This window comes from Ramlibacter sp. PS3R-8 (assembly GCF_037572435.1).
GTDB lineage: Bacteria > Pseudomonadota > Gammaproteobacteria > Burkholderiales > Burkholderiaceae_C > Ramlibacter.
In genome coordinates this window covers 255,175-268,562 of sequence record NZ_JBBHGT010000002.1, presented here as the reverse complement: position 1 = coordinate 268,562, position 13,388 = coordinate 255,175, and the positions used below count along the sequence as shown (strand labels likewise).

The window sequence follows — 13,388 nt, the reverse complement described above, 5'->3', positions numbered from 1 at the left end:
CATGAGGTTTGTCTTCTTCTAGTCGCCGAGGGGGTAGGTGCCGAGCACCTTGTAGAAAGCGCACAGCGCCTGCAGGTCCTTCAGCGCCGCCGCGACGTGCGGCTGCGAGGGGTGGCCCTGCAGGTCGATGTAGAAATAGTATTCCCACTGGCCCGATCGCGCGGGCCTGGATTCGAAGCGCGTCATCGAAACACCGTGCTCCTTGAGCGGTCCCAGGATGTCGTGCACCGCGCCGGGGCGGTTGGGCACCGAAACGATCAGGCTGATGCAGTCCTTGCCCGACGCTTCCGGTGCGGCCAGCACCTGGGGCAGGCAGACCACGGCAAACCGGGTGCGGTTGAACGGGTCGTCCTGGATGGCGTGCGCGGCAATGTGCAGGCCGAACTCGGTGGCGGCGCGCTCGCTGGCGATGCCGGCCCACGCCGGGTTGCCCGCCGCCAGGCGCGCGCCTTCGGCATTGCTGGACACGGCCCGCCGCTCGGCCTCGGGCAGGTGGTTGTTGAGCCAGCCCTGGCACTGCGCCAGCGCCTGCGGATGGGCCAGCACCACCTGGATGCCCTTGAGGTCGTTGTCCTTGCGCAGCAGGTGGTGGCGCACCAACAGGCTGGTCTCGCCGACCAGGTGCAGCGGCGTGCCGAGGAACAGGTCGAGCGAGCGCGTCACCACGCCTTCGGTGTTGTTCTCCACCGGCACCACGCCGAAGTCCGCCGCGCCCGCGGTGGCGGCGTGGAAGACCTCGTCGATGCTCACGCAAGGCACGCGCTCGATGCTGGAGCCGAAGAACTGCAGCGCGGCCTGCTCGCTGTAGGTGCCGGCGGGGCCGAGGTAGGCGACGCGCTGCGGCGCCTCGAGCGCCCGGCAGGCCGACATGATCTCGCGCCAGATGTTGGCGACGTTGCCGTGCTTGAGCGGGCCCTGGTTGGCGGCCTGCAGTCCGTTGATCACCTGCGCTTCCCGCTCCGGCCGGAACACGGGCGAGCCTTCGGCGCGCTTGATCTCGCCGACCTCGTTGGCGAGGGCGGCGCGGCGGTTCAGCAGGTCCAGCAGTTCGCGGTCGACCTGGTCGATGCGGGTGCGGAGTTCGGAAAGCGTCTTGGGCATCAGGTGGAGGGCGTCTCGGCGCCGTTGGTGTCGTCACCTTCGGCCGCGCCGGCGTCATTCTCCACGATGCGCTGCAGTCCGCTCAACTTCGAACCCTCGTCCAGGCCGATCAGCGTCACGCCCTGCGTAGCGCGGCCCAGCTCGCGGATCTCGCTCACGCGCGTGCGCACCAGCACGCCGCGGTCGGTGATGAGCATGATCTCGTCGTCGGCGTGAACCAAAGTAGCAGCGACGACCTTGCCGTTGCGCTCGCTCTGCTGGATGGCGATCATCCCCTTCGTGCCGCGGCCGTGGCGCGTGTACTCGGTGATCGGGGTGCGCTTGCCGTAGCCGTTCTCGGTGGCCGTCAGCACGCTTTGCTGTTCGTCCTCGGCCACCAGCATGGCGATCACGCCCTGGCCTTCCTCCATCATCATCCCGCGCACGCCGCGCGTGTTGCGGCCCGTCGGGCGCACGTCGTTCTCGTCGAAGCGCACGGCCTTGCCGCCGTCGGAGAACAGCATCACGTCGTGCTTGCCGTCGGTGAGCGAGGCGCCGATCAGGAAGTCGCCCGGGTCCAGGTCGACGGCGATGATGCCGGCCTTGCGCGGGTTGTTGAACTCGTCCAGCGTCGTCTTCTTGACGGTGCCCATGGACGTGGCCATGAACACGTAGTGGTCCGCCGGGAAGCTGCGGAATTCGCCGGTCAGCGGCAGCACCACGTTGATCTTCTCGCCTTCCTGCAGCGGGAACATGTTGACGATGGGGCGGCCGCGCGAGCCGCGCGAACCCGCCGGAACCTCCCACACCTTCAGCCAGTACAGTCGGCCGCGGTTGGAGAAGGCCAGCAGGTAGTCGTGCGTGTTGGCGATGAACAGCTGGTCGACCCAGTCGTCTTCCTTGGTCTGCGTCGCCTGCTTGCCGCGGCCGCCGCGCTTTTGCGCCCGGTATTCCGAGACCGGCTGGCTCTTGATGTAGCCGGCGTGCGAAAGCGTCACCACCATGTCGGTCGGCGTGATCAGGTCCTCGGTCGCCAGGTCCTGCGCGTTGTGCTCGATGGTGGAGCGGCGCGCGCCCAGTTTGGTCTGGCCGAACTCCTGCCGCAGCGCGCTGAGTTCCTCGGTGATGATGGTGGAGACGCGCTCGGGGCGCGACAGGATGTCCAGCAGGTCGTCGATCTCGGCCATCACGTCGCGGTACTCGGCGACGATCTTGTCCTGCTCCAGGCCGGTCAGGCGCTGCAGGCGCATCTGCAAAATTTCCTGGGCCTGCGTGTCGGACAGGCGGTACAGGCCGTCGCCGTGCAGGCCGTACTGGCGCTCCAGGCCCTCGGGGCGGTAGTCGTCGGCGTTGATGACGCCGCCGTCCGCCCTGGCCCGCGTGAGCATCTCGCGCACCAGGCTGGACTCCCAGCCGCGCGCCATCAGCTCGGTCTTGGCCACCGGCGGCGTGGGCGACTCGCGGATGATCCGGATGAAGTCGTCGATGTTGGCCAGGGCGACCGCCAGGCCTTCCAGCACGTGGCCGCGTTCGCGCGCCTTGCGCAGGTTGAACACCGTCCGGCGGGTGATCACCTCGCGGCGGTGCTGCAGGAAGACCTGGATCAGCGTCTTCAGGTTGCACAGGCGGGGCTGGCCGTCGATCAGCGCCACCATGTTGATGCCGAAGGTGTCCTGCAGCTGCGTCTGCTTGTACAGGTTGTTCAGCACCACCTCGGGGACTTCGCCGCGCTTGAGCTCGATCACCAGCCGCATGCCGGACTTGTCGCTCTCGTCCTGGATGTGGCTGATGCCCTCGATCTTCTTCTCGTGGACCAGCTCCGCCATCCGCTCCTGCAGCGTCTTCTTGTTCACCTGGTAGGGCAGCTCGTCGACGATGATCGCCTGGCGCTGGCCGCGGTCGATGTCCTCGAAGTGGCACTTGGCGCGCATCACCACCCGGCCGCGGCCGGTGCGGTAGCCCTCCTTGACGCCCGAGATGCCGTAGATGATGCCGGCCGTCGGGAAGTCGGGCGCCGGGATGATCTCCATCAGTTCGTCGATGCTGGCTTCCGGGTTGCGCAGCAGGTGCAGGCAGGCGTCCACCACCTCGTTCAGGTTGTGCGGCGGAATGTTGGTGGCCATGCCCACGGCAATGCCGCCGGAGCCGTTGACCAGCAGGTTCGGCAGCTTGCTCGGGAGGACCAGCGGCTCCTTCTCGCTGCCGTCATAGTTGGGGCCGAAATCGACGGTCTCCTTGTCGATGTCGGCCAGCATCTCGTGGGCGATCTTGGCCAGCCGGATTTCCGTGTACCGCATGGCCGCGGCGTTGTCGCCGTCCACCGAGCCGAAGTTGCCCTGGCCGTCCACGAGCATGTGGCGCATGGAGAAGTCCTGCGCCAGCCGCACGATGGTGTCGTACACCGACTGGTCGCCGTGCGGGTGGTACTTGCCGATGACGTCGCCGACGATACGGGCGGACTTCTTGTACGGCCGGTTCCAGTCGTTGTTCAATTCGTGCATCGCGAACAGCACGCGGCGGTGCACCGGCTTCAGCCCGTCCCGCGCATCCGGCAGCGCCCGCCCCACGATGACGCTCATGGCGTAGTCGAGGTAGCTGCGCCGCATTTCCTCCTCGAGGCTGACGGGCAGGGTTTCTTTGGCGAAGGAAGTCATGGAGTCCGTCTGCGGGCGGGAAACCGGAGATTTTACGTTTTCGCGGCCCTGTCTCGTCGCTGCAACAGAAGGAATGAATTCAGTCTTTGTCCTACGGAACCCCGCTGGCCCAGCCGTTGAATGAGTAAGTGCCTATGGCACAATGCCCTTGACGTAACTGGTGAATTGGTCACTAAGGACGTAGTCTTGACGCAGCGCAGCTGCGACTTTTCCCCAAGAGGAGAACCATGAAGAAACTGAATAAAGTAGCGCTGCTGTGCGTTTCAACCGCAGTGCTTGCAGGCTGCGGCTCTATGCGACCCGTCATGCCGACGCCCGGCGGCGCCGCTGAGCCTGGCCGCGTCCAGGCTGCCAACGGTGGCACCGTGATCGACAACTGGCAGAACGGTACCGGCCAGTACGTCTGGCGCAACGGCACCAATGAACTTTGCTGGCGCGATGCCAACTGGACGCCTGCCACCGCGGCCGTCGGCTGCGACGGCGCCCTGGTTCGCGCTGCGGCGGCTCCCGCTCCCGCTCCCGCTCCGGCAGCCCGCCCGGCTCCTCCCGCTGCTGCCCCGGCGGCTCCGGCTGCCCGTCCGCCTGCTCCGGCCCCGGCTCCCCAGCCGCCCGCCGCGACCAAGGTGACCTACGCGGCCGACGCGTTCTTCGACTTCGACAAGTCCGTGCTCAAGCCCGAAGGCCGCGCCAAGCTGGACGACCTGGTCGGCAAGATCCAGGGCATCAACCTCGAAGTGATCATCGCCGTGGGCCACACCGACGCCGTCGGCAATGACTCCTACAACCAGAGCCTGTCGGTGCGCCGCGCCGAAGCCGTCAAGGCCTACCTGGTGACCAAGGGCATCGAGAAGAACCGCGTGTACACCGAAGGCAAGGGCGAGAAGCAGCCTGTGGCCGACAACAAGACCTCCGAAGGCCGCGCGAAGAACCGCCGCGTGGAAATCGAAGTGGTCGGCACGCGCGCCAACCGCTGATCGATGGTGCAAAAAAGGCCCGCGGAAGCGGGCCTTTTCCGCAGCTACGAAAAAAGGCCCGCTCGCGCGGGCCTTTTTTCATTTCGTGACGAGCTATCCCAGCCACAATCTGGCCCAGCCATGAACGACACCCTCAACGCCGATCCCGCGGAACTGGCCAAGTTCTCCGAGGTGGCCCACCGCTGGTGGGACCCGGACAGCGAGTTCGGGCCCTTGCACCAGATCAACCCGCTGCGGCTGGGCTGGATCGACGGCGTCGCGGGACTGGCGGGCAAGCGCGTTGCCGACATCGGCTGCGGCGGCGGCATCCTGTCCGATGCCATGGCCCGCAAGGGTGCCAACGTGCTGGGCATCGACCTGGGCACCAGGTCCATCCGCGTGGCGCAGCTGCACGCCCTGGAGGCCGGCACCCCGAACGTGGAATACCGCGAGACCAGCGCCGAGGCGCTGGCGGCGGAGCAGCCGGGCAGCTTCGACGTGGTGACCTGCATGGAGATGCTGGAGCACGTGCCGCGGCCGGAGTCGGTGGTGCAGGCCTGCGCCACCCTGGTCAAGCCGGGCGGCTGGGTGTTCTTCTCCACCATCAACCGCAATTCCAAGTCCTTCCTGTTCGCCATCGTCGGCGCGGAGTACGTGTTGAACCTGCTGCCCAAGGGAACCCACGAATACCTGAAATTCATCCGCCCGAGCGAGCTGGCGTCCTGGTGCCGGCTGGCCCGGCTGGACCTGCAGCAGACCCGGGGGATGGAATACAACCCGTTCTCCCGCCGCTACTGGCTGTCGGGGGACACCAGCGTCAACTACCTGGCTGCGGCCCGCAAGCTGTGAAGACGAACTTCAACTCGGTCAAGGCCGTCCTGTTCGACCTGGACGGCACGCTGATCGACAGCGCGCCGGACCTGGCCGCTGCCGCCGACAAGATGCGCACGGACCGCGGCCTGTCGTCGCTGCCGCTGGAGCTTTACCGGCCGATGGCGGGCGCGGGCGCGCGCGGCATGCTGGGCATCGCCTTCGGCATCGGGCCGGACCACGCCGAGTTCCCGGCGCTGCGCGAGGAGTTCTTCCGCAACTATGAGGGCTGCATGAACCAGCGCACGCTGGTATTCGACGGCGTGGCCCAGTTGATCGCTTCCCTGGTGGACCGGAACATTCCCTGGGGCGTGGTCACCAACAAGTCGATGCGCTTCACGACCCCGCTGACCAAGGGCATGCCGCTGTTCGCATCGGCGCGCGCGGTGGTGGGCGGCGACTCGACGCCGCACTCCAAGCCGCACCCCGCGCCCCTGCTCGAGGCGGCGCGCCAGCTCAGCGTGAAGCCGATCCAGTGCGTCTACGTGGGTGACGACGTACGCGACGTGCAGGCCGGCCGCGCAGCGGGCATGGCCACCGTGGCCGCGACTTACGGCTACCTCGGCAACACCGATGTGCGCAGCTGGGGCGCCGATACCCATATCGCCACGCCGCTGGCCCTGTTGCCGCTCTTGAATTTCAAGCGGGTGGCGTAAGATAGGTCTTCCTGGGGCTGCACCGGTTTCGACGTGGGTTCGGACGCGCAGCAGGGCATGTCGAGGATCAGTCACCTCGTAAATCCATCTGAAACAAACCAACTGCGAACGATTCTTCGTACGCCCTCGCCGCCTAATCAGCGGTGAGCCTTGCAACAGTCGGCCGATGGGCTGGGCAAAGGGAGCAATCCCCTAGCTGCAAGGTTATCTACATTGGCTGGCCTTCCTTCGGGTACCTTGGGGGAGGGCGAGAAAATAGGGTGCTGGCTGGACGGATAGCGTGCGACTGCGCGATCCGCCCGGCGAGATCCAAAACAGATCGCTAAGCATGTAGAACTGTTCGTTGAAGGCTTGCGGACGCGGGTTCAATTCCCGCCAGCTCCACCACCACACGGCAAGGCCGTCCTCCGCGGGGGGGACGGCCTTTTCGCCGCCCCGACGCCGCGTCACCGGTCGTGCGCGGTCGCCACCAGTTTCAGCAGCTCGGCCAGGTCCACCGGCTTGGCGAAATGCCGGTCGAAACCGGCCCGCCGGGACTTCTCCTTGTCCGCTTCCTGCCCCCAGCCGCTCAAGGCGATGAGCAGCACGTCGCCGCCCCAGGGACGGGCGCGGATCTCCTGGGCGACCTGGTGGCCGGTCAAGTGCGGCAGGCCGATGTCGAGGATCGCCACCCGCGGCCGGAAGCTGTCGGCCTGCGCCAGGGCCTGCTGCCCGTCGTTGGCGATCGCCGTGCGGTAGCCCAGCATCTCGAGCAAGGTGGCCATGGAGGCGGCGCTGTCGACGTTGTCGTCCACCACCAGCACCCGGAAATCCTCCGGCGGCTGCGGATGCGACCGGGGCGCCTCGCGCGCCGGCGCCGCTGGCTGGTGGCTGAGCGGGACGCGCATGGTGAAGGTCGAACCCCGGTCCGGCCCGTCGCTGTGCGCGGAGATGTCCCCGCCGTGCAGGTCGAGCAGCTGCCGGACCAGCGCCAGCCCGATGCCCAGGCCGCCCTGCGAGCGCCCCGCACCGCGTTCGACCTGCGTGAACATCTCGAAGATGTGCGGCAACATTTGCGGGGGAATGCCGATGCCGTTGTCCCGGACGGTGACCACCGCATGGTCGTCCAGCGCGGCGGCGGAGACTTCGATGCGTCCGCCTTCGGGCGTGTACTTCGCCGCGTTGTTCAGCAGGTTGGCCACCACCTGGCACAAACGCGTGACGTCGGCCTGCACCATCAGCGTCCCTGGCGCAGGAAGCTGCACGGCCAGGTGATGGCGACCGGCTTCGATCAGCGGCCGGCTGGTTTCCACCGCGGCCTGGACGATGCGGGTGATGTCCGCCACCTCGCGGCGCAGTTCCATCTTGCCGCGGCTGATGCGGCTGACGTCCAGCAGGTCGTCCACCAGGTGCACCATCTGCCTGAGCTGGCGGTCGATGATGCTGCGGGCGTTCGCATGGACCTCGGCCGCGGGCGTCAGGCGCATCATCTGCAGTGCGTTGCGGATGGGCGCGAGGGGATTGCGCAGCTCGTGCGCCAGCGTGGCCAGGAACTCGTCCTTGCGGCTGTCGGCTTCCTGCAGGCGCGCCTGGCTGTCCTTCAGGGCCGCATCCACCTTCTCCTGTTCCGTGACGTCGACGGCGATGGACAGCACGGATTCGATCTCGCCGGCGGCGTTCAATTCCGGGATCATCCGGCAGTGGAACACCGCGGCATTGCCGTCGCGGTCGGTGAATGCGAACTTGAGCTGCCCCACTTCCCGGTGCGCGAACACCTCGTCGAGCGCCTCGTCCCAGAGCCGGCAAAGCTCCGCCGGCATGCCCAGCTCCTGGTTGGTCCGGCCCACGAAGTCAGTCGCGGGGCGGCCGGTGTAGCGGGTCACCACCGGGCTCACGTACAGGTGCCGGTGCTCGCGGTCCATCCGGGCGAAGATGTCCGGGGAGTTCTCTACGAGCGTGGAGAACTGCCGCTGCTGCTGCTCCAGGCGCACGGCGGTGGCCGCCAGCGAACGCTCCGCCCGCACGCGGTCGTCGATGTCGCGGATGACGTACAGCACGCCCCGGTTGCGGCCCGCCGCGTCCCGCAGCAGGGACGCCGTGATTTCCACGTTGGCTTCCTCGCCGCCGGGCATCCGGTGCACCAGGTTTTCGCGCAGCGCATTGCGCTCGCGCAGGCGCTCCCTGACCGGGGACGGCGCAGTCCCGTCCGGCCGGTGTTCCTGCAGGATTTCGCTCTTGTGGCGTCCGAGCGCCGCCGACATGGGCAGCCCGTACTGGCGTTCGGCCGCCGCGTTCATGAAGATGATGTGGTCGTCCAGGTCGAATGCCAGCACGGCGTCCTGCATCTGCGCCAGCACGTCCTGGCGCAGGCTGTTGGCCGCCGCGTTCGACGAGTCCAGCGTGTAGACGTCCTCGCCCACGATCAGGGCGTCCACTTCCCCCTTGCGGATGGCCGACAGCGTTTCCTCGGCCTCGTGCAGGCGGATGACCAGCTCGGCGTGTTCCGCCTGCAGGCGCGCCAGGGCGTCGCCGTCGCCATCGGCTTCGTCTCGGGAGGCGGGGCGTTGCATGGCCGCTATTCCTTGCGCGCCAGTCCCAGCCCATGCAGCAGGCGTTCGGGATTCGACATGTCGCCGACGAAGCGGCGCATCGGCAGGGGCCGCATGCGCAGCAGCGTGGGCGCGGCGACCACCTGGTCGCGTGCGGCCTGGTCCACGTGCTCGGCGATGCTCAGGATCTCCAGCTGGTAGCGACCGGGCACCAGCGCCTCGCAGAAGGCGCGCGTGTTGACGATGGCCCGCGCCGAGGAGGGGGCGGCCTCCGTCACGTAAAGCCGCAGTTCGAGTTCGGCGGGAGGCTGGCCGGTGCTGGGCGGCGGGTGCAACTTCATGGCAAGGCCCTAGCGCGCCGGCTGGACATCGAGCCCCACCAGGACCTTCTCTTCGTTCGACAGGTCGCCGATGATCTTGCGGATCGGCTCGGGGAACTTGCGCACCAACGTCGGCACCGCGAGGATCTGGTCGCCGGCGGCCAGTTGCGGGTGGACGAGCAGGTCGACGATCTCGATCGAGTACCGCCCCGCCAGGTGCGTTTCACACAGTTGCTGGAGGTTCTCGAGGGCGGCCACCGAGCGCGGGGTGCTGCCGGCCACGTACAGCCTCAGCTGCCACTCCGGCTTGCCGGCTGCGGCCGCGCCCTTGATCGAACGCACCTTGTTCATCGCTTGCCCTTCCTGCCCCGGGGACCGTCGCCCCCGTTACTGACCGTCCGCGCGATCTCCTTGGCGCGTTCGGCGACGCCGGCGGCCTCGAAACGCTCGCGCTCGATCGCGAAGCGCACGTCGCCGGCCCGCTCGTCCGCTTCCGCGTTGAGGGAGGCGATCTGGGCATCGAGGGCCTTGCGGCGGTTCGCCAGGTCCCGCAGGCGGCGGTCGTGGTCGCGGGTGCGCAGTTCGCTGGCCGCCCGTTCCTGGGCTTCCTGCGCCATCCGGGCCGTCCCGGTCAGGACCCGCTCGCCGGACAGGTACACGTCCACCAGGTCCACCCCGTGGTCCGTGAAGACGAACTCGCGGACCTGGTTCGAATGGCGCATGCCGCGGGATTTCAGCACCTGCAGCGTGCGCGTGCGCTCGCCGTTGTAGGCCAGGTTGGTCAGCAGCAGCCAGCTGTCCATCAGCGACGAGACGCCCACCTCGGACGCCGCGATCGTGGCGGTGGTGTCGGCCGTCAGGCTGGTGAACAGCGCGGTGACGCCTTCCTGCTTGAGGAAGTCGATCAGCCGCATCAAGGTGAGCTTCAGGCCCGCGTCGTTGTCGTTGGAGCTGAGGTTGCTGATCGGGTCGACCACCACCACCGAGGGCTTGAAACTGCGCACCAGGTCGTACATGGAGACCAGATGCTGCTCCAGCCCATGCAGCGTGGGGCGCGAAGCGTGGATCTGCAGCAGCCCCTTGCGCACCCAGGGCGTCAGGTCGATGCCGATGGAGCGCATGTTGCGCATCAGCTGGCTTTCCGATTCCTCGTACGCGAACAGCAGGGCGCGCTCGCCTCGGCTGCAGGCGGCGTCGATGAAGCTGGCGGACACGCTGCTCTTGCCGGTGCCGGGCGCGCCGGAGACCAGCACGCTGCTGCCGCTGTAGACACCCTTGCCGCCGAACATGTCGTCCAGGCCGGGGATGCCGGTGGACACCCGCTTCTCGGACACCTGGTGGTCCAGGCGCAGCGACGTGATGGGCAGGACCGACAGCCCCTTCGGCCCGATCAGGAAGGGGTACTCGTTGGTGCCGTGGGACGAGCCGCGGTACTTGACGACGCGCATGCGGCGCGTGGACACCTGGTCGACGATGCGGTGGTCCAGCAGGATCACGCAGTCGGCCACGTATTCCTCCAGCCCGTAGCGGGTGAGGGAGGTCTCGCCGCGCTCGCCGGTGATGATGGCGGTGACGCCCTTGTCCTTGAGCCAGCGGAACAGGCGGCGCAATTCCGCGCGCAGGATCGCCTGGTTGGGCAGGCTGGCGAACAGGGCCTCGATCGTGTCGAGCACCACGCGCTTGGCGCCGATGGAGTCGATGGCATGGCCGAGCCGGATGAACAGGCCTTCCAGGTCGTATTCGCCGGTTTCCTCGATCTCGCTGCGCTCGACGCGAACGTAATCGAGTGCAACTTTCTTCTGCAGGCGCAGTTTTTCCAGGTCGAAGCCCAGCGACCGCATGTTGGCCACGAGCTCCTGTTCGTTTTCCTCGAACATCATGAAGACGCCCGGCTCGCCGAACTCGGTCGCTCCGCGGACGATGAATTCCGCCGACAGCATGGTCTTGCCGCAACCGGCCGCGCCGCACACCAGGGTAGGGCGCCCCCGGGGCAGCCCGCCCTCCGTGATCTCATCGAGACCGGCGATGCCGGTCGGCGTCTTGGGGAGGGTCAGCGGGGCAGCGGGGGGGACGCGGGACGGTCTTGCCATTGTCGGGCTTGAATTGAGGTGGCAAAACGAGGGAGGAATCCGGCCGAAACGCGCAGCCGCACCAGGTGGCCGACATGTGTCGAACATGTGCGTATCACGACCACCACAATACGCCCTCCAAAGATTCTAAACCGCCGGAATCTCATCCTGGGGCCCCCAGGCCTGGCTGGGCAACACCGGCGTCAGGACTGGGGCGCCGACACCCACATCGCCCTACCGCTGGCGCTGCGAACACTGTCGAATCGCTGAGCTTCGCAACGAGAACACAGGAGGCTGGCTGGACGGATGGCATGCGACTGCGCGATCCGCCCGGCGGGATCCCATGGCCAACGTTGGACAGTTCGCCGTATACCTGCTGCTTCGGCGGCTGATGGGACAAGAACGATGCGAATCACCTTCCTTGGTGCCGCGGGCACCGTCACCGGATCCAAGTACCTCCTGGAACATGACGGCCGCCAGGTGCTGGTGGACTGCGGCCTGTTCCAGGGGCTCAAGCAGCTGCGCCTGCGCAACTGGGAGCCGTTCCCGCTGGCAGCCGACAAGATCGATGCAGTGGTACTCACGCATGCGCACATCGATCACAGCGGATACCTGCCGGCGCTGGCGCGCCAGGGATTCCGCGGGCCGGTCTACGCGACGCAGGCCACGCGTGATCTGTGCGTGCTGCTTCTGCCCGACTCCGGACACCTCCAGGAGGAGGATGCGCTCTATGCCAACCGGCACCGATTCTCCAGGCACCACCCGGCGCTCCCGCTGTACACCGAGGACCAGGCGCGCAAGGCACTGCGCCTGTTCCGTCCACGCGATTTCGCGGAGGAATTCGAGCCCATCCCCGGCGTCAGGATGCGCTTCAGCCTGGCCGGGCACATCCTGGGCGCGGCCAGTGTGCACGTTGCATGGAGCGGCGGCTCCCTGCTCTTCTCCGGCGATCTCGGGCGCGACGACGACATCCTCATGCGGCCACCGGAGCCACCGCCCGCCGCGGATTTCGTCGTCATCGAGTCGACCTACGGCGATCGTGTGCACGAGGAAAGCGACCCGGCCACCGCGCTGGCCGAAGTGATCAACAGGACGGCGGCAAGGGGCGGCATCGTGGTGATTCCGGCGTTCGCGGTCGGGCGTGCGCAGGCCTTGCTCTACCTGGTGGCCACCCTGAAGCGCGACCGTCGCATTCCGGACCTGCCCGTGTTCCTCAACAGCCCCATGGCGGCAGATACGACCGAGATCTACCAGCGCCACCGCGCGAAGCATCGACTGGACGCGGAGCAATGTCGCGCGATGTGCACGGCCGCGCGGGTGGTGAATTCGGTGGAGGAGTCCGAGAAGCTCAACGAGCTGCGGGTGCCGGCAGTGATCATTTCCGCCAGCGGCATGGCGACCGGCGGACGCGTGGTGCACCACCTGAAGGCCTTTGCGCCGGACCACCGCAACACCATCCTGCTGGCGGGCTACCAGGCAGCGGGAACCCGCGGCGCCGCGCTGGTGGCCGGTGCGCAAGAGGTCAAGATCCACGGCGAATACGTCCCCGTGCGCGCCGAGGTGGCCAGCCTGGGTTCGATCTCGGCCCATGCCGATCGCAACGAACTGCTCGCCTGGATCGGCAAACTGCCGCGCGCGCCACAGCGGGTGTTCGTGACGCATGGGGAACCGGTGGCGGCCGACAGGCTGCGGCTGGCTATCGAGGAGAAATTCCGTTGGCCGACGACGGTGCCGGAACACCGGCAGGCCGTGGAGCTGGCATGACGCGCAACATGGGCCAGGGCACCGGCAACCGGGATAACCGGAGAGTGCCTGTGGCCCGCACGGGTCAGCCTCCGCCGCGACGCTCCAGCAGTTCGAACACACCCATCCCCGCGAGCATGGCAGCGACAAAGATGATCGCCTTCAGCTCGCCCATTCCGAGCGCCACCACCGCCGGGCCAGGGCAGAAGCCCGCCACGCCCCAGCCGATGCCGAACAACAGGCTGCCCAGCACGAGGCGGCGGTCCACCCGTCCCGAAGCGGGGAGCTTCATCGGCAGTCCGAGGAGCGAGACCGTGCGCTTGCGCGCGACGCCGAAGGCGAGCACGCCGACGGCTATCGCCCCGGCCATCACGAAGGCGAGCGACGGGTCCCATTCCCCCGCGAGGTCGAGGAACCCGAGCACCTTGGCGGGGTTCGACATCCCCGAGACGATGAGGCCGAGGCCGAACAGCAGTCCGGCGGCCAGCGAAAGAAACATTGCCATCGTGAACCTC

General features: G+C 67.6%; 11 protein-coding genes and 1 other RNA gene. 5 read left to right on the top strand and 7 right to left on the bottom strand.

Annotation, left to right across the window (positions count from 1 at the left end):
- Positions 1-18: 18 nt before the first annotated feature.
- Entirely contained in the window at positions 19-1,101 is a 1,083-nt protein-coding gene (pheA, locus tag WG902_RS09220; RefSeq protein ID WP_340059729.1) for a prephenate dehydratase, read from the bottom strand.
- Positions 1,101-3,734 carry a DNA gyrase subunit A gene (gene gyrA / locus WG902_RS09215; RefSeq protein ID WP_340059728.1) on the bottom strand — a complete coding sequence of 878 codons (2,634 nt, stop codon included), beginning with the start codon at positions 3,732-3,734 and terminating at the stop codon, positions 1,101-1,103. Before gyrA ends, pheA begins: the two co-directional genes overlap by 1 nt.
- A gap of 227 nt (positions 3,735-3,961) precedes the next feature.
- On the opposite strand from gyrA, the gene ompA reads away from it, so the two are divergent.
- The 4 genes from ompA to ssrA all read left to right on the top strand — a co-directional run bounded on the left by ompA (position 3,962) and on the right by ssrA (position 6,600).
- Complete coding sequence (gene ompA / locus WG902_RS09210) at positions 3,962-4,708, top strand: outer membrane protein OmpA (protein ID WP_340059727.1); 747 nt, start codon at positions 3,962-3,964, stop codon at positions 4,706-4,708.
- Positions 4,709-4,828: 120 nt separating this feature from the next.
- Positions 4,829-5,536, top strand: coding sequence for a bifunctional 2-polyprenyl-6-hydroxyphenol methylase/3-demethylubiquinol 3-O-methyltransferase UbiG (gene ubiG, locus WG902_RS09205; RefSeq protein WP_340059726.1), 708 nt, complete (start codon positions 4,829-4,831; stop codon positions 5,534-5,536).
- A complete protein-coding gene (locus WG902_RS09200) occupies positions 5,533-6,213 on the top strand; it encodes an HAD-IA family hydrolase (protein WP_340059725.1) in 681 nt (226 codons plus the stop codon). Before ubiG ends, WG902_RS09200 begins: the two co-directional genes overlap by 4 nt.
- A 13-nt stretch (positions 6,214-6,226) precedes the next feature.
- Positions 6,227-6,600, top strand: a transfer-messenger RNA (tmRNA) gene (gene ssrA, locus WG902_RS09195).
- Positions 6,601-6,659: 59 nt separating this feature from the next.
- Here the strand turns inward: ssrA and WG902_RS09190 are convergent.
- Genes WG902_RS09190 through kaiC form a run of 4 tightly spaced genes read right to left on the bottom strand, consistent with a single transcriptional unit; the run spans position 6,660 to position 11,151 of the window.
- Positions 6,660-8,762, bottom strand: coding sequence for a PAS domain-containing hybrid sensor histidine kinase/response regulator (locus WG902_RS09190; RefSeq protein WP_340059724.1), 2,103 nt, complete (start codon positions 8,760-8,762; stop codon positions 6,660-6,662).
- A 5-nt stretch (positions 8,763-8,767) separates the two neighbouring features.
- Positions 8,768-9,082, bottom strand: a complete 315-nt coding sequence (locus WG902_RS09185) for a circadian clock KaiB family protein (RefSeq protein WP_340059722.1) — start codon at positions 9,080-9,082, stop codon at positions 8,768-8,770.
- Positions 9,083-9,091: 9 nt separating this feature from the next.
- Complete coding sequence (locus tag WG902_RS09180; protein WP_340059721.1) at positions 9,092-9,412, bottom strand: circadian clock KaiB family protein; 321 nt, start codon at positions 9,410-9,412, stop codon at positions 9,092-9,094.
- Positions 9,409-11,151, bottom strand: coding sequence for a circadian clock protein KaiC (gene kaiC, locus WG902_RS09175; RefSeq protein ID WP_340059720.1), 1,743 nt, complete (start codon positions 11,149-11,151; stop codon positions 9,409-9,411). The genes WG902_RS09180 and kaiC overlap by 4 nt, the downstream gene beginning before the upstream one ends.
- A 384-nt stretch (positions 11,152-11,535) precedes the next feature.
- Between kaiC and WG902_RS09170 the strand changes: the two genes are divergently transcribed.
- On the top strand, positions 11,536-12,894 hold the full coding sequence (locus tag WG902_RS09170; protein ID WP_340059719.1) for an MBL fold metallo-hydrolase: 1,359 nt from the start codon (positions 11,536-11,538) through the stop codon (positions 12,892-12,894).
- Positions 12,895-12,958: 64 nt separating this feature from the next.
- Here WG902_RS09170 and WG902_RS09165 read toward each other — a convergent pair whose 3' ends face one another.
- The gene (locus WG902_RS09165; RefSeq protein WP_340059718.1) at positions 12,959-13,378 is read right to left on the bottom strand and encodes a DUF6691 family protein; all 420 of its coding nucleotides are present in this window, start codon (positions 13,376-13,378) and stop codon (positions 12,959-12,961) included.
- Positions 13,379-13,388: the final 10 nt, after the last annotated feature.

What these genes read in the sequence shown, in the direction of transcription:
- WG902_RS09170 (WP_340059719.1), top strand. Translation starts at nt 11,536, where the DNA reads ATGCGAATCACCTTCCTTGGTGCCGCGGGCACCGTCACCGGATCCAAG.
- WG902_RS09165 (WP_340059718.1), bottom strand. Translation starts at nt 13,378, where the DNA reads ATGGCAATGTTTCTTTCGCTGGCCGCCGGACTGCTGTTCGGCCTCGGC.
- WG902_RS09190 (WP_340059724.1), bottom strand. Translation starts at nt 8,762, where the DNA reads ATGCAACGCCCCGCCTCCCGAGACGAAGCCGATGGCGACGGCGACGCC.
- WG902_RS09180 (WP_340059721.1), bottom strand. Translation starts at nt 9,412, where the DNA reads ATGAACAAGGTGCGTTCGATCAAGGGCGCGGCCGCAGCCGGCAAGCCG.
- ompA (WP_340059727.1), top strand. Translation starts at nt 3,962, where the DNA reads ATGAAGAAACTGAATAAAGTAGCGCTGCTGTGCGTTTCAACCGCAGTG.
- pheA (WP_340059729.1), bottom strand. Translation starts at nt 1,101, where the DNA reads ATGCCCAAGACGCTTTCCGAACTCCGCACCCGCATCGACCAGGTCGAC.
- ubiG (WP_340059726.1), top strand. Translation starts at nt 4,829, where the DNA reads ATGAACGACACCCTCAACGCCGATCCCGCGGAACTGGCCAAGTTCTCC.
- WG902_RS09185 (WP_340059722.1), bottom strand. Translation starts at nt 9,082, where the DNA reads ATGAAGTTGCACCCGCCGCCCAGCACCGGCCAGCCTCCCGCCGAACTC.
- gyrA (WP_340059728.1), bottom strand. Translation starts at nt 3,734, where the DNA reads ATGACTTCCTTCGCCAAAGAAACCCTGCCCGTCAGCCTCGAGGAGGAA.
- kaiC (WP_340059720.1), bottom strand. Translation starts at nt 11,151, where the DNA reads ATGGCAAGACCGTCCCGCGTCCCCCCCGCTGCCCCGCTGACCCTCCCC.